Annotated in this window: 22 protein-coding genes; 9 read left to right on the plus strand and 13 right to left on the minus strand. The window is 60.7% G+C overall.

The window, feature by feature from the left end; translation table 11 throughout:
- The first annotated feature begins 124 nt into the window (after window positions 1-124).
- Complete coding sequence (locus tag PCE31107_RS14765; RefSeq protein ID WP_150609424.1) at window positions 125-1,873, plus strand: DNA cytosine methyltransferase; 1,749 nt, start codon at window positions 125-127, stop codon at window positions 1,871-1,873.
- A 79-nt stretch (window positions 1,874-1,952) separates the two neighbouring features.
- Window positions 1,953-3,185, plus strand: a complete 1,233-nt coding sequence (locus tag PCE31107_RS14770) for a site-specific DNA-methyltransferase (RefSeq protein WP_150609426.1) — start codon at window positions 1,953-1,955, stop codon at window positions 3,183-3,185.
- 315 nt (window positions 3,186-3,500) lie between these two features.
- Here PCE31107_RS14770 and PCE31107_RS14775 read toward each other — a convergent pair whose 3' ends face one another.
- The 12 genes from PCE31107_RS14775 to PCE31107_RS14825 form a co-directional block, all read right to left on the minus strand.
- The gene (locus PCE31107_RS14775) at window positions 3,501-4,526 is read right to left on the minus strand and encodes a hypothetical protein (RefSeq protein ID WP_150609428.1); all 1,026 of its coding nucleotides are present in this window, start codon (window positions 4,524-4,526) and stop codon (window positions 3,501-3,503) included.
- Between the two features lie 425 nt (window positions 4,527-4,951).
- Entirely contained in the window at window positions 4,952-5,773 is an 822-nt protein-coding gene (locus PCE31107_RS14780) for a hypothetical protein (RefSeq protein ID WP_150609430.1), read from the minus strand.
- 263 nt (window positions 5,774-6,036) lie between these two features.
- Window positions 6,037-6,513 (minus strand): hypothetical protein, encoded by a 477-nt coding sequence (locus PCE31107_RS14785; RefSeq protein WP_150609433.1) that lies wholly within the window; start codon window positions 6,511-6,513, stop codon window positions 6,037-6,039.
- A gap of 299 nt (window positions 6,514-6,812) precedes the next feature.
- Window positions 6,813-7,190 (minus strand): hypothetical protein, encoded by a 378-nt coding sequence (locus PCE31107_RS14790; protein ID WP_150609435.1) that lies wholly within the window; start codon window positions 7,188-7,190, stop codon window positions 6,813-6,815.
- Between the two features lie 124 nt (window positions 7,191-7,314).
- A complete protein-coding gene (locus PCE31107_RS14795; RefSeq protein ID WP_150609437.1) occupies window positions 7,315-7,668 on the minus strand; it encodes a hypothetical protein in 354 nt (117 codons plus the stop codon).
- A 154-nt stretch (window positions 7,669-7,822) separates the two neighbouring features.
- Window positions 7,823-8,911, minus strand: a complete 1,089-nt coding sequence (locus tag PCE31107_RS14800) for a hypothetical protein (protein ID WP_150609439.1) — start codon at window positions 8,909-8,911, stop codon at window positions 7,823-7,825.
- Between the two features lie 111 nt (window positions 8,912-9,022).
- Window positions 9,023-10,105 carry a hypothetical protein gene (locus PCE31107_RS14805; RefSeq protein ID WP_150609441.1) on the minus strand — a complete coding sequence of 361 codons (1,083 nt, stop codon included), beginning with the start codon at window positions 10,103-10,105 and terminating at the stop codon, window positions 9,023-9,025.
- A gap of 542 nt (window positions 10,106-10,647) precedes the next feature.
- Entirely contained in the window at window positions 10,648-11,082 is a 435-nt protein-coding gene (locus PCE31107_RS14810) for a hypothetical protein (protein WP_150609443.1), read from the minus strand.
- A 329-nt stretch (window positions 11,083-11,411) separates the two neighbouring features.
- Window positions 11,412-11,876: a hypothetical protein gene (locus tag PCE31107_RS14815; RefSeq protein ID WP_150609445.1), complete on the minus strand. Its 465-nt coding sequence runs from the start codon at window positions 11,874-11,876 to the stop codon at window positions 11,412-11,414.
- A 305-nt stretch (window positions 11,877-12,181) separates the two neighbouring features.
- The gene (locus PCE31107_RS23405) at window positions 12,182-12,931 is read right to left on the minus strand and encodes a hypothetical protein (protein WP_174966675.1); all 750 of its coding nucleotides are present in this window, start codon (window positions 12,929-12,931) and stop codon (window positions 12,182-12,184) included.
- A 122-nt stretch (window positions 12,932-13,053) separates the two neighbouring features.
- Window positions 13,054-13,197 (minus strand): hypothetical protein, encoded by a 144-nt coding sequence (locus tag PCE31107_RS23410; protein ID WP_174966676.1) that lies wholly within the window; start codon window positions 13,195-13,197, stop codon window positions 13,054-13,056.
- Complete coding sequence (locus PCE31107_RS14825) at window positions 13,194-13,559, minus strand: hypothetical protein (protein ID WP_150609448.1); 366 nt, start codon at window positions 13,557-13,559, stop codon at window positions 13,194-13,196. The genes PCE31107_RS23410 and PCE31107_RS14825 overlap by 4 nt, the downstream gene beginning before the upstream one ends.
- A gap of 295 nt (window positions 13,560-13,854) precedes the next feature.
- Here PCE31107_RS14825 and PCE31107_RS14830 point away from each other — a divergent pair, with 295 nt between their 5' ends.
- From PCE31107_RS14830 to PCE31107_RS14860, 7 genes are all read left to right on the plus strand, one after another.
- Complete coding sequence (locus PCE31107_RS14830) at window positions 13,855-14,637, plus strand: hypothetical protein (protein WP_150609450.1); 783 nt, start codon at window positions 13,855-13,857, stop codon at window positions 14,635-14,637.
- Window positions 14,638-14,710: 73 nt separating this feature from the next.
- Entirely contained in the window at window positions 14,711-15,526 is an 816-nt protein-coding gene (locus tag PCE31107_RS14835; protein ID WP_150609452.1) for a hypothetical protein, read from the plus strand.
- Window positions 15,527-15,925: 399 nt separating this feature from the next.
- The gene (locus PCE31107_RS14840) at window positions 15,926-18,148 is read left to right on the plus strand and encodes a TerB N-terminal domain-containing protein (protein ID WP_174966677.1); all 2,223 of its coding nucleotides are present in this window, start codon (window positions 15,926-15,928) and stop codon (window positions 18,146-18,148) included.
- 71 nt (window positions 18,149-18,219) lie between these two features.
- Window positions 18,220-18,462 carry a hypothetical protein gene (locus tag PCE31107_RS14845; protein ID WP_150609456.1) on the plus strand — a complete coding sequence of 81 codons (243 nt, stop codon included), beginning with the start codon at window positions 18,220-18,222 and terminating at the stop codon, window positions 18,460-18,462.
- Between the two features lie 384 nt (window positions 18,463-18,846).
- The gene (locus PCE31107_RS14850) at window positions 18,847-19,116 is read left to right on the plus strand and encodes a hypothetical protein (protein ID WP_150609458.1); all 270 of its coding nucleotides are present in this window, start codon (window positions 18,847-18,849) and stop codon (window positions 19,114-19,116) included.
- Between the two features lie 72 nt (window positions 19,117-19,188).
- Window positions 19,189-20,505: an ATP-binding protein gene (locus tag PCE31107_RS14855; protein ID WP_150609552.1), complete on the plus strand. Its 1,317-nt coding sequence runs from the start codon at window positions 19,189-19,191 to the stop codon at window positions 20,503-20,505.
- Between the two features lie 10 nt (window positions 20,506-20,515).
- Window positions 20,516-22,756: a DEAD/DEAH box helicase gene (locus tag PCE31107_RS14860; protein WP_150609460.1), complete on the plus strand. Its 2,241-nt coding sequence runs from the start codon at window positions 20,516-20,518 to the stop codon at window positions 22,754-22,756.
- A 127-nt stretch (window positions 22,757-22,883) separates the two neighbouring features.
- Here PCE31107_RS14860 and PCE31107_RS14865 read toward each other — a convergent pair whose 3' ends face one another.
- Entirely contained in the window at window positions 22,884-25,049 is a 2,166-nt protein-coding gene (locus PCE31107_RS14865; RefSeq protein WP_150609462.1) for an LPD1 domain-containing protein, read from the minus strand.
- Window positions 25,050-25,847 lie beyond the last annotated feature (798 nt).

Genomic DNA, 25,847 nt, shown 5'->3' on the forward strand with positions numbered 1-25,847 from the left:
TAGACACTCCAGCGGATATCTCCAGCAAGGTTGCATTCGCATGGTCTCAAGGGACACTGGCTTCATGGTCGGGCGTGCCCCGCGGCCCCCGAAAACTAGCGAACAGACCTGCATGGAGAACCAGATGAAGCGAGACAGCGTATTCGACATTCAGGCGCAACCGCGCCGCCGCCAGATGCTCTTGGACATTCAGGAAAAGATCATCGTCGACCTGTTTGCTGGTGGCGGGGGCATGTCCGAAGGTATCGAGCTCGCGCTCAACCGCCATCCCGACTTCGCGCTCAACCACAACGCCGATGCGATCAGCATGCATGCGGCGAACCACCCACAGACGCATCATCTGATCGCAGACGTGCGCGAGGTTAACCCCTACCACGTCGCGGATGGCCGAACGGTAGGGTTACTACATTTGTCACCAGATTGCCGAGATCACTCGCAAGCTAAGGGCGGCCAGCCGCGCGATCGAAAGATCCGTGCCCTCTCATGGGTGGCGATCTACTGGGCTGGCACGGTGCGCCCGGAGTGCATCTCTCTCGAAAATGTCAGCCCCATTTTGAGGTGGGGCCCGTTGGTCGCAAAGCGCGATCCGAAAACCGGCCGCGTTGTGAAACTGGACGGAACCGTGGCATCCAAAGGCGAGTACGTGCCGCTGCGGGCACAGTTCCTCGTGCCCGACCGGAAGCGCCTCGGCGAAACGTGGAAGCGTTTCGTGGCGATCCTGCGCGGCATGGGCTATGTCGTCGACTGGCGCGTCGACCGCGCCTGTAATCAAGGCGTGGCCACCTTCCGCGAACGCCTGATGATGTATGCGCGTTGCGACGGCGAGCCCATTGTCTGGCCCGAAGCAACCCACGCCAAGGACCCGACCGATGACAAACTGCCGTTCAAGCCGGCCGCCGACGCGATCGACTTCTCCATCCCGGGCAAGAGTATTTTCGGCCGCAAGAAATCCCTGGCGGACGCGACGCAACGCCGCCTCGCCGTCGGCATCGGCCGACACGTCCTGAGCGAGGCGAATCCGTTCATCATCTCACTAACGCACCAGGGAGGCGACCGCGTCCATCCGATCACGCACCCACTGCCGACAATAACGAGCGCCCATCGCGGAGAATTCGCCTTCGCGGCGCCAGTGCTCGTACAGACCAGCTACGGCGAGCGCAAAGGGCAAGCACCTCGCGTGCTCGATCTGAAGCAGCCTCTCGGCACCATCGTGGCCGGTGGCGGGAAACACGCGCTGGGCGTAGCGTACCTCGCCCAGATGAACGGCGGGTTCAACGATGTCCGCGGCGTTCCCGGGCGCGACCTGCGCGAGCCCATGTCGAGCATCACTCAGAAGGGCAGCCAGCAGCAGCTCGTAACGTGCCACCTCGTGCACCTGCGCGGCAACTGCGATTCCCGCAGCGTGGAAGCACCGCTACACACGATCAGCGCGGGTGGCCAGCACCACGGCTTGGTAGAGTGCGTCCTGTCACAGGACGACTTCGAAGGCGCGAAGCGCGTGGCGGCATTTCTGCGCCGGTACGGAGTTATCCCGGAGGGCGCCGAGGACGACATCTCCGGCGTGCTCGTGAATATCCGTGGCGTGCAGTACGCAATCGTTGACGTACACCTCCGGATGCTTGTGCCGCGCGAACTTTTCACTGCTCAGGGCTTCCCGCACGACTACATTATCGACCGAGGCCACGACGGCCGGCCGTTCAGTCTGACCAAGCAGATCCACATGTGCGGCAACAGCGTCCCGCCGCTTTGGGCGGCTGCCTACGTTCGCGCGAACCTGCCGCACCTTGTCGTGCCGCCGGACCATCCGAAGGCGGTCGGCCGTGGTCGCACGATCAGCGGGCCGCATCTCGGTGGCGATCGGCTGGTCGCCTGACGGCAGTGGCGGCGCGCTTGCACCTGCGCCGCCTGCCCATATCCTGCAACTGTGATCCAACTTTCCTAATCTCAGCCTCATGTTCTCTGACCGCCAGCTTGATCTGTTCGACCACGTGGGCGGCGCTTTCGCCCAGCCGGAGAGCGGCCGCCTCACGATGCAGGAGCTTTACCGAATCGCAGCCGGCCGCGCCGGAATCCCTATGCAGGAAATGAACACCCGATCCCCCGTCGGTGAGAAGAAGACCCAGCGCAGCCTCCTGCAGCGCCAAGTGCGCTGGCACTGCCAGTCGCTCAAGGCCCAAGGCTTGCTCGAGCGTGTAGAGGACGCACGCGGCGTCTGGCAACTAACTGAAGCCGGCAAGCAGAAGCTCAGGAAGGCGCGCTCCGGCGTTTCAGTACTCGCATTCGACACGAAGCTTGGTATCGCGATCTGGGGCGATGCGCACCGCGTGTTCTCGTCCTGGAACGAACCGATCTTCCTTTGTCTGACTTCGCCGCCCTACCCGTTGCGCCGCCACCGCGCGTACGGAGGCCCGAGCGAGGCCGAGTACACCGACTTCATCACGCGGCATGTCGAGCCGATCGTGAAAAACCTTGTTCCTGGCGGCAACATCGTCTTGTCCGTCTCCCCGAACATCTTCGAGGAGGGATCACCCGCCCGCTCGCTGTATCTGGACCGCCTGACCATCGCTCTGTGCGATCGCCTTGGTCTGCGCCTGATGGACAAGCTGATATGGGTGAGCAACCAGGCGCCCGGCCCCTTCCAGTGGGCGAGCAAACACCGAATGCAACTGAACACGGGCTACGAGTACCTGCTTTGGTTCTGCAACGATCCGCGCCAGTGCATTGCCGACAATCGCCGCGTACTAGAGCCGCATACCGAGAAGCACAAGAAGTTCATTGCCGCGGGTGGCGTAAAGAAGGCGCGCGTGTGCAGCGACGGCGCGCACCGGCAGGTGCTCGGGGCGTACAGCAACCCGACCGAAGGCCGGATCATGCGCAACGTGATCTACGAGGCAAATACCTGCGCTAGCCAGCGAGCGTACAAGAAGCGGGCCCGCGAGCTTGGCCTCGAGGCGCACGGCGCACCAATGCCGCTTGCGCTCGCGCGTAAGCTGATCCGCTTCATGACCGAAGCAGAGCAACTGGTCGTGGATCCATTTGGTGGGTCGATGACGACGGGCCTCGCCGCCGAGAGCGAGGGGCGGCGCTGGGCGTCGACCGAGCTCGTCTACGATTATGTGCGCGGCGGTGCGGAACGCTTCACGACTGATGACGACGTCGAAATCCACCTGCCGCTGACCACGTGAAGCGGAAAAGGATGCGTCCGCCCCCATCAGGGCGACGACATCCCCGCGACGACCGAAGATCGATCGGAACGAGGTTGTAATTGAACTAGACCCGTTTCGCGTGGCCGCCGAATGAATCGTCGGCCTTAGCTACTTCGCACACGTAATAGGTTATCTCGGTCAGATGGGCGTCCTCAGGCATGACCTGTTGCTTCGCGCGAGGTCGGGCTAGTCACGCGTCTCACTCAGGACCATTGAGGTCAATAGACGCTTCGCTTCCCCATAAAAAAACCGCCGGCTCCGAAGAGCACGGCGGGTAGGGTTTCAGGTTGATAGTTACACGCGAGGCGACGGATTATCCGCTCGTTCGCAATGCTGTTTCCATTCGTCCGAAAGGTCCGTGTACTTCAGCCAACGATCCGCCGAGGGCAGCGTTTGAAGCACCTTGGCAACTGCGGTTTCTCCGGGCCAGACCTCAATGGCTTCACCGTTGAGGATTGCCTGCTGAAGGTACATCAGGTCCGTCAGCGTTCTGATACCATGCTCGTCCGCAATCCCGTCGAGCGTTTCCACGGAGGCCAGCAGTTCGATAAAGAAGAGCTTCGCCCCGTCGCAATCAGCATGGCGCTGCGCCTCGGTCCGCTGCGACTCCACCTTCCAGCATTCCGTCCCAGCATCGAACTGCGTCGTAGGAACGTAGTTTCTGGAGTTGAGATATTCGTCGCTATCTCCAACTTCATCGACCAGCGCTCCGACAACCTCATCCGCGTACTCACCGCGCGTGAATTCCCGGCACAGATCCACGGATGCTTCCGCTTTCTCTATGGCATTGAGTTGTGACGACGCACTCGGCACTTCGACCGGCACCCGGACGACGGCGTACAGGTGTACGCGATAGGCCTTGTCGGCCGCCGATTCCGGCTCCTTCGAGTCGACATCATCGTGGACCGAGCCCACCAATTCGGCCGATCCTTCGGAGACTTCCCAGTTGCCTTCGAGATCCAGGTCGATATTGCCTTCACCGTCCCTGACCATCATGTCTGCCAACGTGGCCAACAATGCTCGCGGTGGAGTGAATGCCTCTGCTGCGTCCTCGTCGACGGCCAATACGCGCAGCTTTATGCACAGGAATACCTTCTTTCCGATCTTGTCTCCTTGCCCATCATCATCAGTGATGTAACCGCCGACGATAGCCACAACTCCTGCCGGCAGAGTTTTTTCCTTCGTAGCGGTTTCGGTGAAGCCAGCCGCCTCGGATTCGCTGAGTACCCGACCGGAAAGGTCCGAGGTCGTGAATCCCACGTCTTCGAACTGGATTTCGAATTCCCGGTGTTCAACTTTCGACAGTTTCGCTGCATTCATTTTGCCTCTCCAAATTGATTGCGGGAGGCGTCCCCAACGGGGAGCGCGTCCCCGCGGGCTTTGAAAATTGCTGTTGATCGGTGTCAACGAACTCGTGCCATTAGATGGCGATTAAGAAGCCAGACGTTGCTCGCAATAACTGACTCGGAAGCTCCAAAGCTTTCGAGGCATGGCCATTTGACCAACTTCGTTCCCTGCCGGCCGGGAGACAAGCCGCCGTGCCGACCGAAGCATCCTGTCGCAGGCCGTGGCGGCGTGCAGCGCGATCGCGCGGACCGGGCCGCGATTCTTGGTGCCACTGAACGCAACAACGACAGCTTGTCCGCTAATGCACAGTCGGATAATCCGCGGAGAAACCCGCGTTCACCGGCCCCAAGGGGCGCGGCAAACACGGTGCGTTTCATGACGGCGGGGCCGTCTTCAGGTTACTGATGGGATTCCATGTAGCGCCCGACCCACTCCGCGCGCTTCTCGATCGGCTCAGCGTCGAAGTTGCGGTGGTAGTGCAGGCCTACCCACTCCCCAACCGTGTCGATATCCGGGTACGCCACGCGGCGGCCGAGGGCCACTTCTACAACGTAACGCGCACGAGTGACCCAGTCGACTTCGTTTCCGTGGACCGAATCGAACGTGATCGCTCGGCCCAGTCCGTCCAGGCACGCGGCGACTTCGGACAGCGCGGTCGTGAGGCTTTGGTTTGCAAAGCGGAGATTGCCGAGCTTCGTGAGCAAGCTATCCGGGCCCTTCGACTCGTGCAGCTCGGTCAGTGGCTCGGTGATCTTCTCGACGTCGCCGTCATCTTCGCCGAAACCCTCGTAGTCGATACCGGGTTCGACCGCACAGCCGAACACATCGACTACCTCGATCTCGAAATCCGATAGGTCCTCGATACCCTGATGGCCGTGGAAGACCTTGAGCGCGATCTCGGCAAGTTCTTCGCGACACAGTGTCTGATCATTCTGGACTGCCTGGCCGAAGTTGACCTTATACAGGCCTGCCGCGCCCTCGTCTTCCGAATTGCCGACCTTCTCGCTGACCAGTCGCACGTTGACGAACAGGCGCGCGATGTAGTTATCGTCGACCTCGTCGTCATGGTTGTCGGTGATATAGACCGACTTATGGCCGTCCGCGATCAAATCGGTACGGATATGCAGTGCTTCACGAAGATCGTGCGTTTTATTGTCACACTCTCCTTCGCCATGCCAAACGTAGTATTCAATGTTCGTCTTGAAGCGTTTCCCATTCATGGTGCTCTCCTTTTGCCTCTCTGAGGCGACTGAAAAAGCGAGAGCGACTCGCGCTCAGGCAGTCAGTGACTGCTTGAACATCAGGTCATTGATGCCCGTTGGGCTGTTGAAAAATGGGGGAATCCCTAAGGTTGCAGGTTATCGCCGACGTGCATTATCAGCACTGTGGCAAGACCCGGCCGACACCCGTGTCGGGATGCCGGTCGGACTCGCTTCATGATTGCCGGGCGGCAGACCGCACGCTAGACTTCTGGACCTGAAAACTAGCCCACCATCGCGCGACTTTCCTTATAGTCGTACACCGTGCGCAAAGTCAGATTTGGATTCAACACATGGATCGTGTGGACGCCATCTTCATCTCGGGTAATGATCGACATGGTGTAATCCCCATTCGACAGCGCCCGGCCGATAGCCCCTCTAGCTCGGTGTCGGTCGAACAGGGCGTAGGAGAGATGCATCGCCTTGCGATACTCTCCGCGGACCCACACGACACCGCGAGTTCCATGCGGCGGAAGTTCGCCGTCGAGCGTTAGTCCGAGTCCATCGAGCCACTTCAGCAAATGTTCCCGCTTGTTGAAGGCGGTATGCGCGGTGCAGCAGTCCGTCTTAACCAAGTACCAATAGTCGCAGGTGCGATCGTGACCGTCCTGATCCAACGTGACGACGCACAATCCGCCGTGTCTGCTCACGACAGCAAGGCGCTCGGCAACCTGGACGTAGTCGTTCGAATTGCGGTTCATGAGTTCCCCTTTGAGGCCCTAACAGGGCGATGAAAAAGGAGAGAAGCTGACGCTATTTGACGCTTTTCGGTCTCGTCGACGGAAAAGGTTCTTTGAAGAAGGTATCGGCCGGCAAAAAATGCCGTTTCCTGAGATGCCAATTTAACGGCTGCTGTCACTATATCACGGAGAGATATCGCGAAGATACCGCCGCCGGCGTCCCATGACGGGATGCCGGCGAGCGTGGTTTCCATGGAACAAGCAAAGGCGAGCGGCACTTATTCGCCGCTCTCCTCGTCCTCACCTTCCTAGCCATCGACTCAGACGAGCTTGACTTGGCTTTCGTGAACGAATTCACCGTCTTCGTCGACGAACAAGATTTCTTCCAAAGGGCTCCGGACCGTCCGCTGGCCGTCCCAGTACACCTCGGTTCCGCCTTCAAAATCGAAGCTAAGTGAGCCGTCCGGCTTGCGCGTCGCGGTCGTGATGCCGCTCATACCATTCATCACCTCGTACGAGCCGGCGATCGGCCTTTCGTCCATTGTGACGAGGCGCCCCGGCGTGCCGACGGCGACCTTGTCGTGTTGTCCGAACTTCAGGTCATCCTTCCTGGCACGAACGAGTTGCGCGCGCTCTACCTGCAGCTTTGCGATCTCTGCGTCGATCGCTTCGATGGTACGGGTCGTGTTGCAATTCATGATTTTCGTCCTTGATGCCCTCATGGGCTGTGGGTAAAGAGTCAAGCCGCAGTGGCTTTCCCGTCCGAACGGACGGGGAAACCCGATGGGTCATCGGCGGGCTTCCGTTGCGCGTTGATGACGGTCAGTCGTTCTTGTTCCAGCACCAGCCAAACGCACCGATCGCGTAGAGCTTGATCTGCCGGCCATCCACCGTTACGGTTTCTGGCTCGAAGATCTCGGGCACGTACATCGGATCGTTGACGTAATCTGGATCATCTAGGATGAATTGGTCTTTTTCCGCGACGTACTTGAGCCCCACAAGATGCGGATGCTCTGTGACCTTCATTGCTTCCTCGAAGGTAAAGTACGGGCAATGCCACCCGTTCCAGCGCTCGCCGCAGCTATAGGCCTGATAGGATGGGCCTTCGTCGAGCGAGACCGATATGATCTCGAGCGTACGCTGCGCAGTGGCATCGACGTGAGCGTTGCTGTTCATGAGGAACTCCCTTTTTACCTCAGTGAGGCTGTTGATCAGAAGTGAGCCTCGGGCTCAGCGAGGCACGTTGCCTGGCTGAACCGGATAATCGGGATCGGGGTTCTGCCGGCCGCCCCGAAGGGCAGCGCGGCAGAGCCAAAACTAGGTTGATACGTTACTCGCTCGGCGTCGGCTGGCCCGCATGAACGGCCACTTCGAGTTTGAGGACGTCGACGGCGTTGAGCGCCGCCTCGTCGACCGTCGCAAAGCTACGCTCGCACCCGTTGCCTTCATCGCCCAGCCAATTCCACATGCCGTGAACTTCAGGCTTCTGGGCTTCGACTAGCTTGACATTGTTGTCTTCGCACAGGAGGCGGGCCCAGAGGCCACGGCGATGTTGCCTCAGCCAGCCCATCGCCTCGCGCTCGTCCACCAAGCACTCGAAGCCTTGCTGCTCACGAGTACCGTTCGTGGCTCGGCAAAATGCAAACAGTCCCTCGATATCCGGGTTGCTGTCCTCGAAGTGCCTCGCCACGTCATCCGCTGCATAATCTCCCGTCCAACCGATACCGTGCAGGTCGATGATTGCCTGATCGGTCGCTACCGCGAACCACGCGGCCGCATCGAATTTGACGGTGATGCTCTTTGCGTCGGTGTAGACCGCAGCCGCCACCGAAGGCGTCAGCAGGATCTGGGCCGCGTTCACGTCAGAGGCGCCAGCCTCGTCCTCCTCATCAGCAGATCGCTTCGCATAGGCTGCGAACTCGGTGAAGAGGTTGCGATCGCGCAGAAAGCCTTCGAGGTGGATGATCTGCGACTCCGCGTTCCAGCCCTGAACATTACACACGTCGTGCCATGCTTTCTCCGGGTTGGTAGCCTCCGCAGATTCGACCGACATCCACTCGATAGCCGCATCGTCGCTGCAGACCACGAGGAAGCGTTGAAGGACCTTGGCTTCGTTCTCTTCGATGGGCGTCACGCTGGCGGGCGAAAGGAAAAGCTCACGACCGTTGTGATAGAAACCGTTGTCGCTCGGCTCGCCCTCTTCGTCGTAAAACGACTGGGCGATGTCGCGGAGCTTGTCTTCCGGTGAGCCGCAGACCTGCAGCAGAACCTTGTGCCCATACATATACTCACCGTTGCGCTCTTGCAGCACGCCAACGAACCACGTAGCTGCCTGAGGTTCCGGTGCTTTCGTTTGAATATTGCTAGTCATCGCTCTATCCTTTTTGCCCGTTGGGCCGTTGAAAAAAGGAAGAAGCATGCAGCTCGGCAAGACGGCTTGCCTTGTCGAACCTGACAACTGTTGTGCGCCACGCCGCCCCCCCCACGAGGGGAGGCACGGCGGGCTTGGTTTCCTTTGCCGGAACGGCGATTACGAAGCGATCTGAAGATCCGACTGCGAAATGGCTGCGCTGCTCCGCACGTGTGGGTGTTCGTCGTTCAGGAGCGCATGACGGGCAGCAGCATCGCACTTCGCGAAGAGCATATCCGCGATTGCGAAGCGAACGCCGCGATCCAAACCCCGCAGGTCGGCCGCCACGATCATGTCACGCTGGCTTAGCCTTTCAAATTCCGCCTCGCGCAGTTGATACAGTTGGTGAACAACTGGCAGCGGCATCGAGCCCTTGACCGGATACCGCTCGGCCAGGACCTGGGACGTCACCGTCCCCAGGATCTCCGTGTAGTGGAAAACGAATACCGTACCGTCGACGCTGACCGACACCACGTTCAAAGCGCTGAAGTCCGTATTCACGAACCCTATCACCGCCTTGTCGTGGAAATCGATTTCGACTGCGGTGCCCGATTCATACGTCACCGAATGCGGGTCCGTCAGCCTCGCTAGATGTTCGGCGCTCAGGAAGTATCCATCCCCGTCCCGCTTCGAAACGGGCATAACCTTGTTGCCGACTACGATGTTCTCGGTCATGAGCGTCACGTAGTCTGCGCCTTCGTCAGACATCTCGATGTCAAATACGTGGCCGGATATGAAGTCCAGTTTCGCCTTGGACTTGACGTTGCCCTCTGCCCACACGGAAATGAAGTCGACCTCCAGGCTATGTCCCGGGAGCTTCCTGGCAATCTTTCGGCATTCAAGCCGCCCAGCGTCGTACCACTTCTCCCACGCTGCTCGATCCGCCAGAGCTGTGATCTCGTCGTTCGATGCGCCCTCCGGAACGTGGAGATCGAACCAAACGTCCTTCTGGTCGTGGTGCTTCTCCGCGCGGGTGGACGCATTTGGATACCAGTCGACGCCGCCAACCGTGTCACCTTCCAGCGCGGCACAGTAGACGGTCCGCGCGCCAATAGGCGATGTCCCCTTCGGCAAGCCCAGCAAAGCCTCCGCGTCCGGGAGCCACGCCGACAGAATGGGGTTGCCTTCCGCGTTGGCGATTCGCACACGCTCAACGGCGTGGCGAAGGCATTGCGACAGTTGCGATTCGACTTTGCTGTTCATGGTTCGCTCCTAATTGCCCAAATGGGGCTGTTGAAAATTAGGGAGCGTAGAGCTCGGCGAGTCTAGCGGACTGGCCGAACCGCAGCGATGCGGCTTGGAGGATCGAGACGGGCTAAGAGCCCTGAGATGCCGAATTAACGGCGTGCAAATAATATACCACAGGAGGCGCGGATTCTGGGCCGCACCGGCCGCCCCAGTGGGCGGCTCGGTGGGCTGGTTTCAGGTTGACGGGTTACTTCCTCTACGCCGCTGGCTTGTGCGCGATCTGCTGGTCGACACTCCGCTCCGGTCATGCTGTAGCGAAGACCTCATTTGGCAGATTTGGCTCCAAGCGCTCTCGCACTGAATCGTTTTCCATGAAGGCCTGTTACTGCTCAGGCGTCACCAAGTGCCACATCTCGACGATGCCGCCCTCCCTAGTCACCTGCTTTGTGAGCAGGGCTATCGGGTCCGCCATGAATCTGGGCCGCGACGAAGCAAAGCTAGGCACGTCGCTTCAGCATCAAAGGTGGGAGAACTGGCACATCCCGATCAGTCGTTGCTCAGCACCCCGAGCCAGGTATGTTACCCAGCGCCTTCTTGGCTGCCTGTACAGCCTTTATGCCCCGGACGCCGAGTGGCGTATATTCCACCGCCTGCACCAACTCGGATGTGACTTTGACCAGAGCCTTCACCCAACCAGCAAGCTCCTTCGGCGCGGCCTCGATCTGGCAATCTCCGGCAGCATCATCCGCGTTGAAGTCCGATGGAAGCGCGACCCGGAAGAATTCGAAGTCGATCTCGTTCGCAGGTCGAAGGCGCGTGTTCCCGTGCACGATCGTCGCAGGTCCGTTCATGGGGTTGTGACCTCTGCGCTTCACGCTGCCGGCGAGCACGCCCATGACGTTCGGCGTCTCATCGATCAAATATCCGAGCGTGTGCTCGTCCATGACCACGTACTTCGCGTTCGTCGATTTCGTTTTGGTGTCGCTGTTCATGCGTCGCTCCTGTGATGCCCTAGTCGGGCAGTTGATGAGGAGTGAGCGAGAGCTCGGCGAGTCTGGCGGACTGGCCGAGCCGCAGCGATGCGGCTTGGAGGATTGAAAAGGGTTGTGCACCCTGAGATGCCGAACTAACGGCGTGGGGGCGACTAAACCCCGGAAGGTGCTGGTTATCGGCCGCACCGGCCGCCGAGATGGGCGGCGCGGCGGGCAAATTTAAGGTTGATGAACTGCGGCCAGAACCGGCACCACAGATCGGCCGTCCATACGGTATTTCGGCACCTTCTCCACGCTCGGATAGTACGTGCCCCTTACCTGATCCCGGACTAGACCGAGTCGCTATTGATTCTCGGTACCTTGGCGTTCTCAGCGATCCACTTGAGCGCCTCCTCGACCGAGCCGACTGGGTGATACGCATACGCTCCGAACATGCTCCCTTCTCTCGTCGCCAGCGACGTGTCGTACAGGTACACGGCCTCGACGTAGACATTGACGCGCAGACTGTCTTCCGCGGTCAAACCGACCGAGATGCCAATCGAGCTGTTGCTTCCGATACCGCGAGCGTCGGGATCCGTGATGACGAAGGCTCCACCAGAACGACCGTTGCTGTTGTAACGCTTCTCGACTGAGACGTCGAACGTATCCCGAAGGAACTCCGCCGCCCGGTCCATTGCGTAAGTCAGCCGGTCTACCGCCGAAACGCCCGCGCCGACCAGCATTCCCGTACCGGGCACCACAGCACCCAGCGAATCTCGGATTTCCGGACGTTGCGATTGAGTATTGCCGTTCATATCGTTCTCCTTTGATACCCCGTCGGGGTGGTTAGAAAACGAGAGAGCCTAAGGCTCGGCGAGGCATAGGCCTGGCCGAACGTCGCGGGGAATTAATTCTCCGACCATCCGATGATGTGCATCACCTAGCCCCCGAGCTGCTTCCACAAGGTGGCCTGGTTCCGATCCCAGACATCGGGGTGCGACACGGTCGCATCGCATCGTGAGCGTCAGATTGACTGGTCGCGACGCCAGGTCGAACATAAAGCTGGCCCACCACGCCCGCGCCCCATACTGGCGGCGCGAGGAGGTGTCCCGGATGCGTTTCAGGTTCCCTGATGGATGAGAATGTACGCCGCTCCCTCAGCACGCGCGGCAGCGATCACCGGCCCGAGGCGGCCTGGATCACCTTTGAACGTGACACTGAGGTTTAGCATAAACTCCCAAACGCCGTACTTACCGTTGCGACTGTGGACGTAGGCAGCGTTCGTTTCCACCCATTTCCACTCCGGCACCTGGTCCGGTATGTCATAGTCGTCGACGACGTCCTGCATCATCAGCGAAAGAACCGTCTGCGGCGCGCCGAACACACGCGCCGCCCCCTCTTCCTTGATCCCTAGTTGCCCGAGGAGGAAAGCGTACGGCAGACCGTTCAGCTTGCACACGTTCGCCTTGGCCTGGACGGCTTGCTCGAACAGGAGCGTGCCACCGCCTTCTCCATAGTCGAACTCCGCATCACCCATCATGCAGAGCGATGCCATCAGCCGGCGGTCGAAAGTTGGTGCATCCGCGACTTCCGTCCAGTCGTGTCTGTCCATCTCCACGCCATTCGGCAAGACAATAGTGTGGATGTCGATTGCGGCGCCATCGTCCTCAAGCTGAGGAGCATTGCCCGCCTGGTCCTTGAACGGGTACTCGATCACGACGTCGCCCGTCTCGTAAAGAAGCCCCTTTGCTTCGAAGTCGATCGGATAGCAAGTGTCCGTCGCGATGACCTTCACCGAGTACGGGAAGAACGTGCGCGGGATGATCGGAACGCTGTCAGTTCTCTTCGCTTCGTTGGTTTTCGGATTCATGGTGTGCTCCATTTATGCCTTGAAAAGGCGGTCGAAAGAGGAGCGAGCGATGGCTCGGGGCATGCTTGATGGCCAGAGCCGCACCCAACCCGCCCCAAGGGCGAATCAGGTGCGTTCATGGATTACGCGGCGAAAATCTCAGGCGCCTTGTTGTCGACTTCACAGCGCCCGTCGCCTTCACGGACACACTCCAGCTCGATGCGTTCGAAGCAGCTGGGCCAGCTGTAAATGACTTCTGGTTCGTAGCCACCGAACTTCATATTCACGCGGCCCTCCGGTTGTCGGCGGCCGGAGCGATACGATCGAGGTTCTCGCTTATGAGGGAGACGAGCGCAGCGGGGTCTAGACGGCGGCCCTGCAGTTCGCTTTCCAGCACCATCTGCAGGTCGCTGAACACGTGCTCAGTGATGCTCCAGACATGGTCGACGCGCGCACGAGCGCGTTCAATGAATCCCCGGATCTCTTCCTCGCTTGCAGCCGAACCGCAACCGTCTCGACATACCGCCATCTCCCGCGCCACGGCGTCGATCGCTTCGTCCCTGGTACTGGCTTCGGCCTGCCCAGTGAAGGTTCCCTGCTCGTCATCGTCTTCCGCCCAGTGGATCCGGACCTCGAAGATGGATTTCATGGCTTTCCCCCTGTTGCCCGCTTGGGACTGTTGAAAAAAGAGGGAGCATCACGCTCTGCGGGATGGCGTGACCCGGCAAAGCTGCAGCAGATTTTTGGTGTGGCGGCTGGCGCCTTGAGGTGGGATGCCGATCTAACGGCTGGGTAGGACTATAGCACACGCGATTTGGCGTGAGCGAAACCGGGGCTGATGCCGGAGTGACAAGCGCCGCTGGGCGTGCCCCAGTTGCATTCAAGGGGCCGTGGGAGAGCATGAAGGCGTTTCTACCGCCGAAAGGCATCACACGGAGCACATCATGCATTACGCCAACCCGTCGGCCATCGGCCACGAACTTCGCCCCCGCATGGCGGGCCTGCACCTGACGTTACACGCCTGCGAGCGCACCCTTTCCCGTACTGGCCTCCATGGCGAGCGCCTGCGCAGTTTCATCGCCCGGGGCGGCGCTGTTATTCTGCCGTGGCAGAGCGAAACAGGTGACCGGATCCGCACCTATCACTTATTCTACAACCTGGAACAGGACGCGTTTTTTGTCGCCGTCCTCGCGCACCATCCGGCGCCGGATGCCCCTCCCTGTATTGTTACGGTGCTCACACAGGTGCAGTTCGAGAACGACGCGGGCCCAATCTCGGTCGCACGCATGCGCACGGCAGCCTTCCAGGCGCTCGACCCGGTGGCGTTCCGCGCTTGGGAGCTGCGCTACTTCGGTGGCGTGCTGCCGGCGGCGCGATACCGCGTCACGACCTGGTTCCGCCGCGACGATGACGCGCCCGGGGCGCGTCCGGCGCAGATGGTGTTTCACAACGCCCCGGTTTGCCGCGACTTCGTGGAGACGCACTCGCTCGAACAAGCGGCTGGCCACCCTGGCTTCCTCGACTGGTACCGCGCTCAGGCAGAGCAGCATGGCCTCCCGATCGAGCGTGTGGTCGCGATCCGCATCGCGGACACCCATCCTGTTGAGCTCGACGTTAGTGCGGCGGCGCTACCATGCTCATGCTGCTCGGGTCAAAACCCGGCCAATGGTATGTTCTCCGATTTCGCCCCGGCGAGCGCAGCTCAAGAAGATCAGTTGGCTCGTTAAGTTCTGCCGGAATCCGCCGATAGGACGGAAATCGCGTAAACTCGATTGGCCCTGTTCCACCTGAGGTTTTCGCTTGAGCATACGAGAAGGTAAGCGCCGCCACGCGCTAAGTCGCTATAGCCATGTCATAGGCGATATCCGTCTGGGCCGCCTCGCGCGCGAGCAGGCGCAGTCGGTGGCCTGCTTACCACCGTCTGATCTCGAGGCCGCCGTGCGCACCGGGTTCGCGGTTCTTCTGAGCTACACGGATCAGGAGTGCGGCTATCTCGGACTGTATGTGCCCGCTCGGGACAAGATCATCGTGTGCGCGGTAACGCTGAACGAAAGTGTTTTCGAAGACGGCCATCCCGTCATCGCCGAACTTCTCGACCTGGACGAGTTCGAGCACAAGGGCGGCGCGATCGACGTTGAGGTGCAGCGGCGCATCGCCGGCCGGCAGCTCAATCCCGTGGCCCTGCGCGCGTGGGAGGCAAAGCACCTCAGCGCGACATACTCGTGGCCACGGCCGCGCGTCTTCATCTATTTCGAGCTCGACGGCAAGGTGCACACGCACTACGCACGCCGCCCGCCCGTCTGTCGCGACTGGATAGACACGTACGGACTCGAGAACATTCTCGGTCACCCGGGCGTCTGGAACTGGTTTCGCCACGTCCTCATCGACGCAAAAATCGACCCCGAGACAGTCATCAGCCTGCGCGTCGCTGACGGCATCAAGATGCGTCTGGACATCGATCCCGAACAACGCTCCTGCCCTGACTGCAAGTACGCGCGCTTACCGTATGGGCCGGACACCGAAGAAGACAAGGCCCTCGACGTCGACGACGCAGCGCCGGACGCTGGCTCGGGCCGTCTCTTCGGTTGGCTTTCAGGCGTACTTAAGGGCAACTGATTTTATGCTTCGTGAATTCGGGACAGTTGGGGACCAGCTACAGGAGACCACATGAGCCGCCGCGCTTCCCGTCGCACGCATACCCCCACAAGCAAGACAACGTCTGGCCGCGCACCGAAGTCTGGCGGCGGCGCGGGCTGGCTGCTGGTAGTGCTCTTCCTGATCGGCCTGGGCGTGCAGGCTTCTGCCCTACCCGCAGCTGCGGCCGCTGCGTACTGGCTATTCTTCGTTGCCGTTGTGCTCTCGCGACGATCGCGGAAGAATAGGAGCACTGGCGTACCAGAACCGGCGCCCAACCTCGTCGCAGCTCCTGAGCCTGAGCAGGTTCCGGCCAAGCCCCCGCGGCAGCCCAGGGACGCACCACGCGCCACAACATCCTCCTCAGCCTCGATCGGGACTATGCACTCAGACCATTTCTTTGAGGCCCAACTGAAATCGGACAAGCCTGAAGTCTTCGTCATTCGGTCCTCTCCGAACCCGGTCCGCCCGCAGGACCTGGCTACGCATTGGGTACCGCCAGGCGTTCGCGTACAGGTGCGCCAATATTCGCTGCCAGACGGCCTCGTGTATCTCTGCAGTAGCGCTGAGCGCAATCGCCTCGAGCGCACCGAGCCGAGCCTGATTGACGAAAGCCTGCAGATTGGGCGCGAGGAAGACTTCACCGTCAACCACCTGCCGTATTATCCGACCTACGAGGGCGCTAGTCCGACCGCGCGCGCCGCGTACATTAACTGGCTGATTAGCGGCCGGCGGCACCCGAACGCGGGTCTCGGCTACGTATACCTATTCTTCTATGGCCTCGAGCGTCGCGCGATCATTGACGCGCGTAGCGACCAAGCGGCGCGAGACGAGATACCGGCCATCTGCGCTGAGCTCGAAGGTCTGATCGAGACATACAAAAACGGGACGTTCAATTGGCGAGCCCGACAGTTACTAGCCTTCTGCCGCTACATCTACGGTGCTGTGGACCTCACGCCGCCAGCTCTGCCGCTGGAAGGTAACCCGCATGTCGTAAAGGACCTTTGCCGAATCGGGCTCTCGCAGGCATACCACGAGCGCCACGAGCTTCCCGCGAAGTGGCTGGCGACATGGTACATAAGCGACGGCCGCTTCAACAAACCAGCCGTGGTGAAGCGACATCAGTTGCAGTTCGCCGCTATCTTCCAAGACCTTTGTGACCGGCAGTTCCGCAACAACCTAGCGACCTGGAGCCCGCCCCTTTCGACGAAGAGTCTCCAACTGTCGTATCAGCCTGTGTCAATGGTGCTGAGCGAGGTTCAGGAATCGGTAGCCATGGCCGATCTAACTTGCGAGGAAGCCGGACTCGGCCGGCTCGTCGAAACCATCGCTCTGTCCGCAACAGAGGAACTCACCCGGTATTCCCGATACGTCGCCAGGAGCGCTGAGCGGGCCGACGATCCGGTCTCGCGGCTGATGCTGCCCTGCCCGCTCTGGCCCGGCCAGGTCTGGGAGCGCCTTGCGCTGATCCTCGCAGAACTGAATGCCGGGGTCGATGTGACCGAGCCCTCGACTCTTGCGGCATTCCTTGCGCCGCTCGATGCGGACGACGTGCTTACCAAGATTCCGATTGCGGCCCTGCTGGGTCAGATGGATGGCTACATGGGCATTGGCGTCGAGCCCGATCCGCGACACGGATCGATCGCACCCAGCGCCGCCACACCGATCGTCTTCTTCCGTTCGGGGGAGTTGCCCCTGCCGGAAGCGTCGCGCGGTAAGAGCGCAGGTTTGCTGCCGGTCCATCTCAAGCACCACGCGCGGGTGGCCTGCGTCGCATTTCTCGCAGACCTGATCCGCATGGGCCTGCCGAATTCCGCCGCCGCGCTTGAACAGGCGAAGGCAATTGCACTAGAGTGGGGAGGACTGACAGCCGCAGCCCACGTGCGCCTGCAGGCCTTGTTGATCGCGCTGACCGCTCCGGAAGCTCCTGAGTTCAAGGGCAAGAGCGCGCTCAAGAAGCAACTAGCGTTGATCGACGCGCCCGATCGGGTATCTCTCACCCACGAGCTAGTCGCCGTTGCTCGGGCGGGCGGTGCGCTCGAGCAGGTCGCGGTGGTCCGCCAGTTGGAGAAATATTTTGCCCTGCTCGGTGCAGATCCGAAGGCCCTCTATGACATGGCGCATACGAGCTTGGGACTTGGCATGTCAGCGCCACCGGCACCGCGCGCGACCGCAGCACCAGGAGTGCTTGATACGGCCCGGATCGCTGCCCTGCGCAAGGAGACGGCCCGGGTCGACACGGTGCTCGGCTCTATCTTCACAGATGATGTGGACGGGGCAGTTGACCAAGCGTCAGCGATCGCCGCCTCGCCTGCCGCACCTCCTGATCACAACGTCACGGCACCGGCCGCCGTGGGCTATGCCTCGTTCTCCGCGCTGCCCTCGCTGGACGCCCGCCACAGCGATCTGCTGCGGGCTATGCTGGCTCAGGCAACGTGGACCGGCGAGGCTTTCGCTGCCTTGTGCGCGGAACGCGGCCTGATGTCGTCCGGCGCGATCGAACGGATAAACGACGCTGCCTTCGATGCATTCGATGAGGCTCTGCTCGAAGGCGACGATCCAATCGAGTTCAACCCGGGGCCGCTAGCGGAGTTGCGAAGCTAAGAAGGTTCGTTTGCATCCGCTTGAGGCGCCCATATATTCGAAGACATCTAACACGTCCGAGGGAACCCGATATGAAGCTCATCAAGACCGCACTGATCGCTGCCGCATTTGCACTTCCGCTTGCCAATGCGCATGCTGAAGGCTGTCTCAAGGGTGCCGCAGTCGGCGCAGTGGCCGGCCACTTCGCGGGCCACCACACCGTCTTGGGCGCGATGGCGGGTTGCGCGATCGGCCACCACATGGCCAAGAAGGAGCGCCAGCAGCGCCTCGCCGCCGCGCACGGCGCGAACGCGTATCAGCCCGCCAGCCACTAGCCGTTTAGCGGCCGCGCCCGGTGCGGGCGTAAGATGGAATGCTCGCACCCCTTCAGATCAGTTTTTGAAGGGGCAAGAGAACGTGGCAGTACCGACTGGCGGTAGGTTGTGTGTCAACTCCATTCTGATCTCCATTGCCTGTCACAAGCTAAGGTCGGCTAACCAGGCCACTGTTGTACCTGAAGTCCGACTTTCGATCCGTAACGCTTCGTTGAAAACGAATATTTCGCGACGAGGAATCCGACCTATGGTTGCAACGCTGAACGCCCCGCTCCGATATGTTTGCATCGCTGGTCGCGGTCGTGGTTTGGCCTCAAACCCTTGAACCGCTGCCCCTTGGGCTGGTTCAACATCATGAGCAAGCATTGCACTCGAGCAGGGCAAGTGCTCATTCAGTACCGCAGACGCCAGCCTATCTTCACGGGGCTGGCGTTTCTCGTGCTGACGGCTGCAAACATCCCCGTAACGGTAGCTACCATTCGAATCTGGAAGCAGCTGATCGTCGGTTGGGATAGCACTTCATGGAGCGTGCTTCAAGAGTTCTTTGACGATGCGCTTATAGCCACGCTTATCACCCTGTTCATTTGGCTTGTAGTCGGGTTGATTGCATGGGCTTGGCTGGCCGACCGTCGAGGTTCTGACTACGTACAATAGGCGACGAATGCCGAGACGAAAGTGGACGCATATGTGCTCCCATATTCACCAGATAATCTCGAAGGAATCCTAGTGACGACCTCGATTACAATCCGCCCGCGCGATCGCGACGCCCTCCTCCAGGCTCTCCGAGCCGGGGTTGTTCCGCGCACTGGCCAATACCTCATTCAGGTCGGTCGCGCCCGCGAGATACAAGCGCTGATCGCCGACATCGATCGCATCGCTGCGGGCGGCACGACCTTTCGGGTCGTGGTCGGAGCTTACGGCGCGGGCAAGACTTTCTTCCTAAATCAGGTGCGCGCGATCGCCCTTGAGAAGAAGCTTGTCGCGATCTCCGCGGATCTGAACCCGGACCGGCGCCTTCACGCGACTGGCGGCCAGGCGCGCTCTCTCTACGCCGAGTTGATGAAGAATATGGCGACGCGAAGCAAGCCGGATGGCGGTGCACTTGCCAGCGTGTTGGAGAAATTCATCGGCATGGTGCTCGATGAATCGCGTACGAGCGGCGACAACCCGGACCAACTGATCTTCCGCAAGTGCGCGCAGCTTACCGAGATGGTCGGTGGATACGATTTTGCCACGGTGGTCACAGCCTACTGGCGCGGCCACAACAATGGCAACGAAACGCTCAAGCTCGACGCGATCCGGTGGATGCGAGGTGAGTTCACAACCAAGACCGACGCCCGCCTGGCGCTCGGCGTACGTACGATCGTGGACGACTCAACCGTCTACGACCACATAAAGCTGATGGCCACGTTCGTGCGGCTCGCTGGGTACGGTGGTCTGCTTGTCGGTTTGGACGAGATCGTGAACCTCTACAAGCTGGCGAACACACAGTCACGCAACGCGAACTACGAGCAGTTGCTGCGCATTCTGAACGACGTCCTGCAGGGTACGATTGAGGGGCTCGGCTTCCTGATCGGCTGCACGCCAGACTCGCTGCTTGACACGCGGCGAGGCATCTACAGCTACGCAGCCCTGCAGTCTCGCCTCGCCGAGAACACCTTCTCGTCCGGCGGACTGGTGGACTATAGCCATCCCGTGTTGCGCCTGAGCGCACTGACGCGCGAGGATTTCTTCGTGCTGCTTGAAAAGATCCGGCTCGTCTATGCGTCCGGCGACCCGGCAAAGTTCCTATTGCCGGACGAAGGCATCGCAGCCTTCATGTCCCATTGCGAGCGGAGGGTCGGCGAGGCCTACTTCCGAACGCCGCGCACGACGATCACTTCGTTCATCAACCTGCTTGCCTTGCTCGACCAGTATCCGGACACGCCTTGGGATTCGCTGATCGAGCGGGTGGAAGTCGCCAAGGACGACGGCGCAGCCGTGGAAGCCGAGACAATCTCGGACGACAAGGGCGATGAAGGCCTCGCCGAGTTCAAGCTCTGATCACTAGGCCATGTCGACGCAATCCTCCAGTTTCGAACTCCTGCACCCGCTGATTCAGCAATGGATCTGGCAGGCTGGCTGGACGGAGCTCCGCGACGCTCAAGAGAAGTCGATCCCGCCCATCATCGCAGGTAACACGGACGTCATCATCTCTGCCGCCACCGCCGCCGGCAAGACCGAAGCCGCGTTCCTGCCGATCCTGAGCCGGCTGCTTGGTCCGGATGCGGCCGGCCACAGCGCCCTGTGCATCTCTCCGCTCAAGGCGCTGATCAACGACCAGTGGGACCGCCTCACGCAGCTATGCGAGACGTTAGAGATCCCGATCGTGCCGTGGCACGGCGATGTGGCTGCCAGCCGTAAGCAGGTCTTTGCCAAGAAGCGATCCGGCTGCGTACTGATAACTCCGGAATCGCTCGAGGCGCTCTTCTACAACCGCGGCTCCGGTATCGTGGGCCTGTTCGAGCGCCTCGACTACGTCGTGGTCGACGAACTGCACGCCTTCATGGGCAGCGAGCGCGGCATGCAACTGCAGAGCCTGCTTGACCGCCTCGAGGTGGCGCTCGGCCGGCACGTGCCGCGTATCGGCCTGTCTGCCACGCTCGGCGACATACAGCTCGCCGCCGCGTTTCTCCGCCCCGGCGAAGGTGCCAAAGTCACAATCATCGAGAGCGCGCAGTCGTCATCATCCCTCCGCATCCTGATCAAGGGGTATCAAGATGGACCACCGCAATTGTCAGATGAGGATGTCGAAGAGCGTGTGAAGCGCGGACAGCCGGTAAGTGCGATGGAGACGACCAGCTCTGGGATGCTCCAGATCGGGCGCCACGTCTACGACAACCTACGCGGCCGGAATCACCTGATCTTTCCGAACAGCCGTCAGAAGGTCGAGCAATACACCGCCCTCCTGCGCGCAATGTGTGAGCGCGACTGCGTGCCGGCCGAATTCTGGCCGCACCACGGTAACCTTTCCAAGGAACTGCGCGAGGAGACCGAGCGCGCGCTCAAGCAAACCGTCACGCCAGCGTCCGCCGTCGCGACGTCGACGCTTGAACTAGGCGTCGACATCGGCCCGGTCGAATCCGTCGTTCAGATCGGCCCGGCGCCGTCCGTCTCCAGCCTGCGGCAGCGGCTCGGCCGCTCCGGCCGGCGCAAGGGCACACCTGCGATCCTGCGCGGCTACGCGCTTGAGGCGCCACTCGATGCCCGCTCCACCGTGCCTGATCGCCTGCGCGAAGATATGGTTCAGCTCATCGCACAGGTTGACCTGCTGCTGCAGCGCTGGGTAGAACCGCCGCGCGTGGGCGGTATGCACCTCTCGACGCTGATCCAGCAACTGCTTTCGCTCATCGGGCAGCGCGGGGGCGTCATGGCAGCCGACGCATTCCGCCAACTCTGCGTGCGCGGTCCGTTCCGATCGGTCACGCAAGCGGACTTCGTCACGGTCCTGCGCGCACTGGGCGCAAAGGAAATTCTGATTCAGGACAGTTCAGGCCTCCTGCTGCACGGTCCGGCCGGGGAGGCAATCACGGGCCACTACAGCTTCTACGCGGCCTTCTCCAGCCCGGAGGAGTTCCGTCTAGTCTCGCGCGGCCGCACACTCGGCTCATTGCCGATGACCTCCCCGCTCGCCGAGGGCGATTTCCTGCTTTTCGCGGGTCGCCGCTGGAAGGTCGTGCGAATTGACGACGGCCAGAAAGTGATTGAAGTTGAGCCGGCCGCCGGCGGGCGGGCGCCGTCGTTCGGCGGCTCGCCGGGCATGGTGCACACGCGCGTGCGCCAGCAGATGCGCCAAATCCTCGCTACTGAGACACCGGTGCCGTTCCTTGACGAAGAGGCCCAGCGGCTGCTCAACGGGGCACGGGCGACATACCAGTCGTTCGGACTGGATAAAGCATGCCACGCGGACGATGGCGGAACTCTGCGGCTTTTCCTATGGCAGGGAGACGAGATTCAGACGACCTTGGCGCTGATGTTGAAGTTTTTCGGCATGGAAGCAGCAAACGAGGGGTTGTGCCTTGGGCTGGGCGGCGCGTCGATCAAAGAAGTCGAGCGGCTGATGACGCGCCTGGTCGAAGGCGAGCCGATGCATGCCGCCGACCTACTGCGTCACGTTGAGAACCTGGCCGTTGAGAAGTGGGATTCCCTCCTCCCCCCGCCACTGCTGCAGGTGAATTACGCGTCCCAGTTTCTCGACCTGCCCGGCACATACGCATTCCTGCGTCACCATTTGGATGCGTCGGATTCGCATTGAAGCAAGCAACCGTTCGACCGGTATTCGTTGCTTTGACTGGCGGATCTCCCCATAGGGTCGCCCAAAATGAAGATGCCCGCCGCCCTCCCGAAGGGGAGGAACGACGGGCAAGGGTTACATCTTTCGTTTAGGCTTTCAAGCACTCGCGAACCGCAGCAGCAAGACCATCAAATGCCGCGTTGATGCGCTGGCGCTCTTCACCTTCCGGATACGGTTTCCACTCGATTCCGGTCAACGCGTCAATATGGAACTTATTGTCGGCAAACACCGACAAATAATCGTTGCGTCGACCCTGCTCCGCCAGACGATCCTCAATCCATGCCTGGAACGCTCGCGCGGCCATTTCATAGATTTCAGTAAAGTACGGCTTGCCCTTTCCGTCGAGCTTTACGGCTTCCGCCATGAAGGACGACATCTTCGGGCCACAGCGCACCTCGATTTCTCCGCCGTCCGGATTGCCACCGTGGTGGGCAATCGCGATGCGGCGCCAGCCGAGATAGTTGCTCTTGCTGCGCCCCGCAGGAACCTGCCCGGGTTGAAGCCCGAACACTTGCTCAAGGCCCTGGAGGGCCTCTCCGAGGTTACTTGCATCGCGAATCAACCTGGCGATCTTCGTCGCGCTGCTCGGTCGAACGTTCCGGCTCGCCAGATTCACATCCTCTGATGTATAGGTCAGGATCTGCGTCGCTTGGTGGTTACCGGACGTCATCGCGACGCGCAACTCGCGGAACGCGTTGCGCAGGCCGCCGGCCGGTAGCATCTCGGGATTTGCTGTGGCGAACTCGAGCGAACCGGGTTTTCCCGTGACGATTTCGACGATCAGGTTGTCAAGCGCGTGGAACCACTCGTGTCCCAAAGCGCCGCCACCCTTCTCCTTCGTCACGTTCACGACTCGGTGAATCAGCTCGTAGTGCGCCATGGGAGCACCGCCCTTTGCACCCGTTGCGCCCTTACCGCGCGCTCCGAATGCCACGGCGAGACGCCCACCGTGCGAGATGTCACGATCCGCGATACCCATCAGGTCGGCCAAATCTGCAAAAGCCGTAGCAGTCTGCTCGGTATGGAACTTCCCGCTAACGACGTCGCGCAGCACCCAGTTGCCGGACTGCACATCCCGAAGACCAAACATCTCCTTCAGTTCTGCTGTCGAGCCCGGAATTACGTTTCGACCACCGACACGTGCGTACCTATCAGCGACCTTAAACTGGAAGCGCACAGATTCCTTCGTGACGCGCGGCGCGCGCGACACTGAGGTTTCTGCCCACGACCAGTCGGCAACGAGGCCCGTGCGCGCCGCTGCGACATGCTTGGCAAACGCTTCCGAACCCTTCACCGCGCTGCGATACCAGAGCACCTTGACCAGACGCCCGCCCATCAGGTTTAGGGCCCGATGGAACCGGCTTTCAATCAGGTTGCGAGCTTTCGCGCGGGCGTAGACCGCTTCGGCTTGCCGACGGATCGCGGTGAGCTGCTCGTCGATCCCTCGTCGGCGACCGTCCTTACCTTCTTGGCACAGACTGACCCACTCGTCTTGACGTGCTTTTTCGACGGCTTTCGCCGATTTCCAACGTGCATCGAGTTCGGGCGCGACCTTCCAACCACGACGGTTACGCCTTTCGACCTCTCGGTCAACGACGAGGTAGTTGGCCGACGCTTCCTGATACGCCTTGTACGCTTCGTCGCTCACGCGCTGGAGTTCTGCGCGTTGCTCTCCAAGTTCCTCGCGTCGGGCCATGAGAATACGAATCTCGTCGGCCTCTTGCTGGACCAGCTTGATGCCATCGAACTCTTCACGAAACTCCGCGAGCGCGGCAAGAACATCGTCGACCTTCTTGCACACTTCCAGGCGATCGCGAAGCATCTGCAGGCCGAAGGTGTAATCCTTGCGGGCTTGCGGCGCATCTTGATCCGGCTCGTTGCCGATCGCGGCATACACTCGATCGATGAGATAGCCCGCCCCCGGCTCGAGGCCCGCGGCGCGCAGGCTGTCCCAGTCCACGGCGCCGAACAGGTTCGACTTCGTGATGAGCGCCTTTGCTTCGCGAGGATTGCTTTCCAGGTCATCCCAATCGATCGTTCGTGCGTGCACGCGAAGACCTTCTTTCTTGGCTCGAAGAATGACTTTGGAAGCCGCCTCCTCCTTACGTGACCCGGCAATGTAGCCTGTGTCTGCGTATCGATAGTTGGCACTCTTTGGGTCGTTCAGCTCGAGGGGGACTCGTTTCGGCGGTTCGGCGGACAACAGCGAAAGCTGTCTCGGATCCGAACTCGTCGCGATAGTTGCTTGATTCATGATTTCCTCCTTCATGCCCTTTGGGGGCGATTTGAAAGAGTCAAGCTGCTTCCTTGCTGGATGCGCTTGGCGAAGCCGATGGGCTTGGCCAGGCGTGAACATGAATGTGCAGCACTTTTTGCAACCACTCCAGTGACTGCAAATCGCACCGCATTGGTTACTGCCCACCGTCACCCCGAGGAAGGGTGATCGGTGGACTCGATGTCAGAAGTACATCGACTAAACCGCTTCTGTACGCTGAGACATTACTGTGTCGATCTCGCTGTTCACCATCTCAGCAAGTTCGTCAAACAGATCATCGACGTTGGAGGCTTCTACGCTGCGGCATTCGACGCGATATACGCCCTTGCCCGCCCACCGCGACCCCGACCGCACCGAGATGATTGCTTCGAGTGGGGCCTTCATCGTGAAGGTACGGCACTGGAGTAGATGCAGACGGATCCCAACGAGCACGTTCCTCGGATCATCCGGGTGTGTGCCGATGCTTTTCGATCCGGGAGACGGAAAAGCCTTGAAAAGTTATGAGTGGCGACGCGCGCCTGTGGGAATGCCGATCGAACGGCTGCTCGAAGCATACCACCACTCCCCCCACTGCGCGAGCAGCGTGAAGTAAACGCATGCGCAGTCGCCGAACAAATGGCCTATAATCATCGCAGCCGTTTAATCGGCAGTTTTCGTCAAGACCCACATCCATCTGCCCCTATCTGGCGGCATACTCCGCGGAGAACCGTCTCCCCAGAGGCAATGCTCTCTCCTTTTTCATCGCCCTCTCGGGCAAAATGGAGAAAGCATTAATCA

This window comes from Pandoraea cepalis, from assembly GCF_902459625.1.
GTDB lineage: Bacteria > Pseudomonadota > Gammaproteobacteria > Burkholderiales > Burkholderiaceae > Pandoraea > Pandoraea cepalis.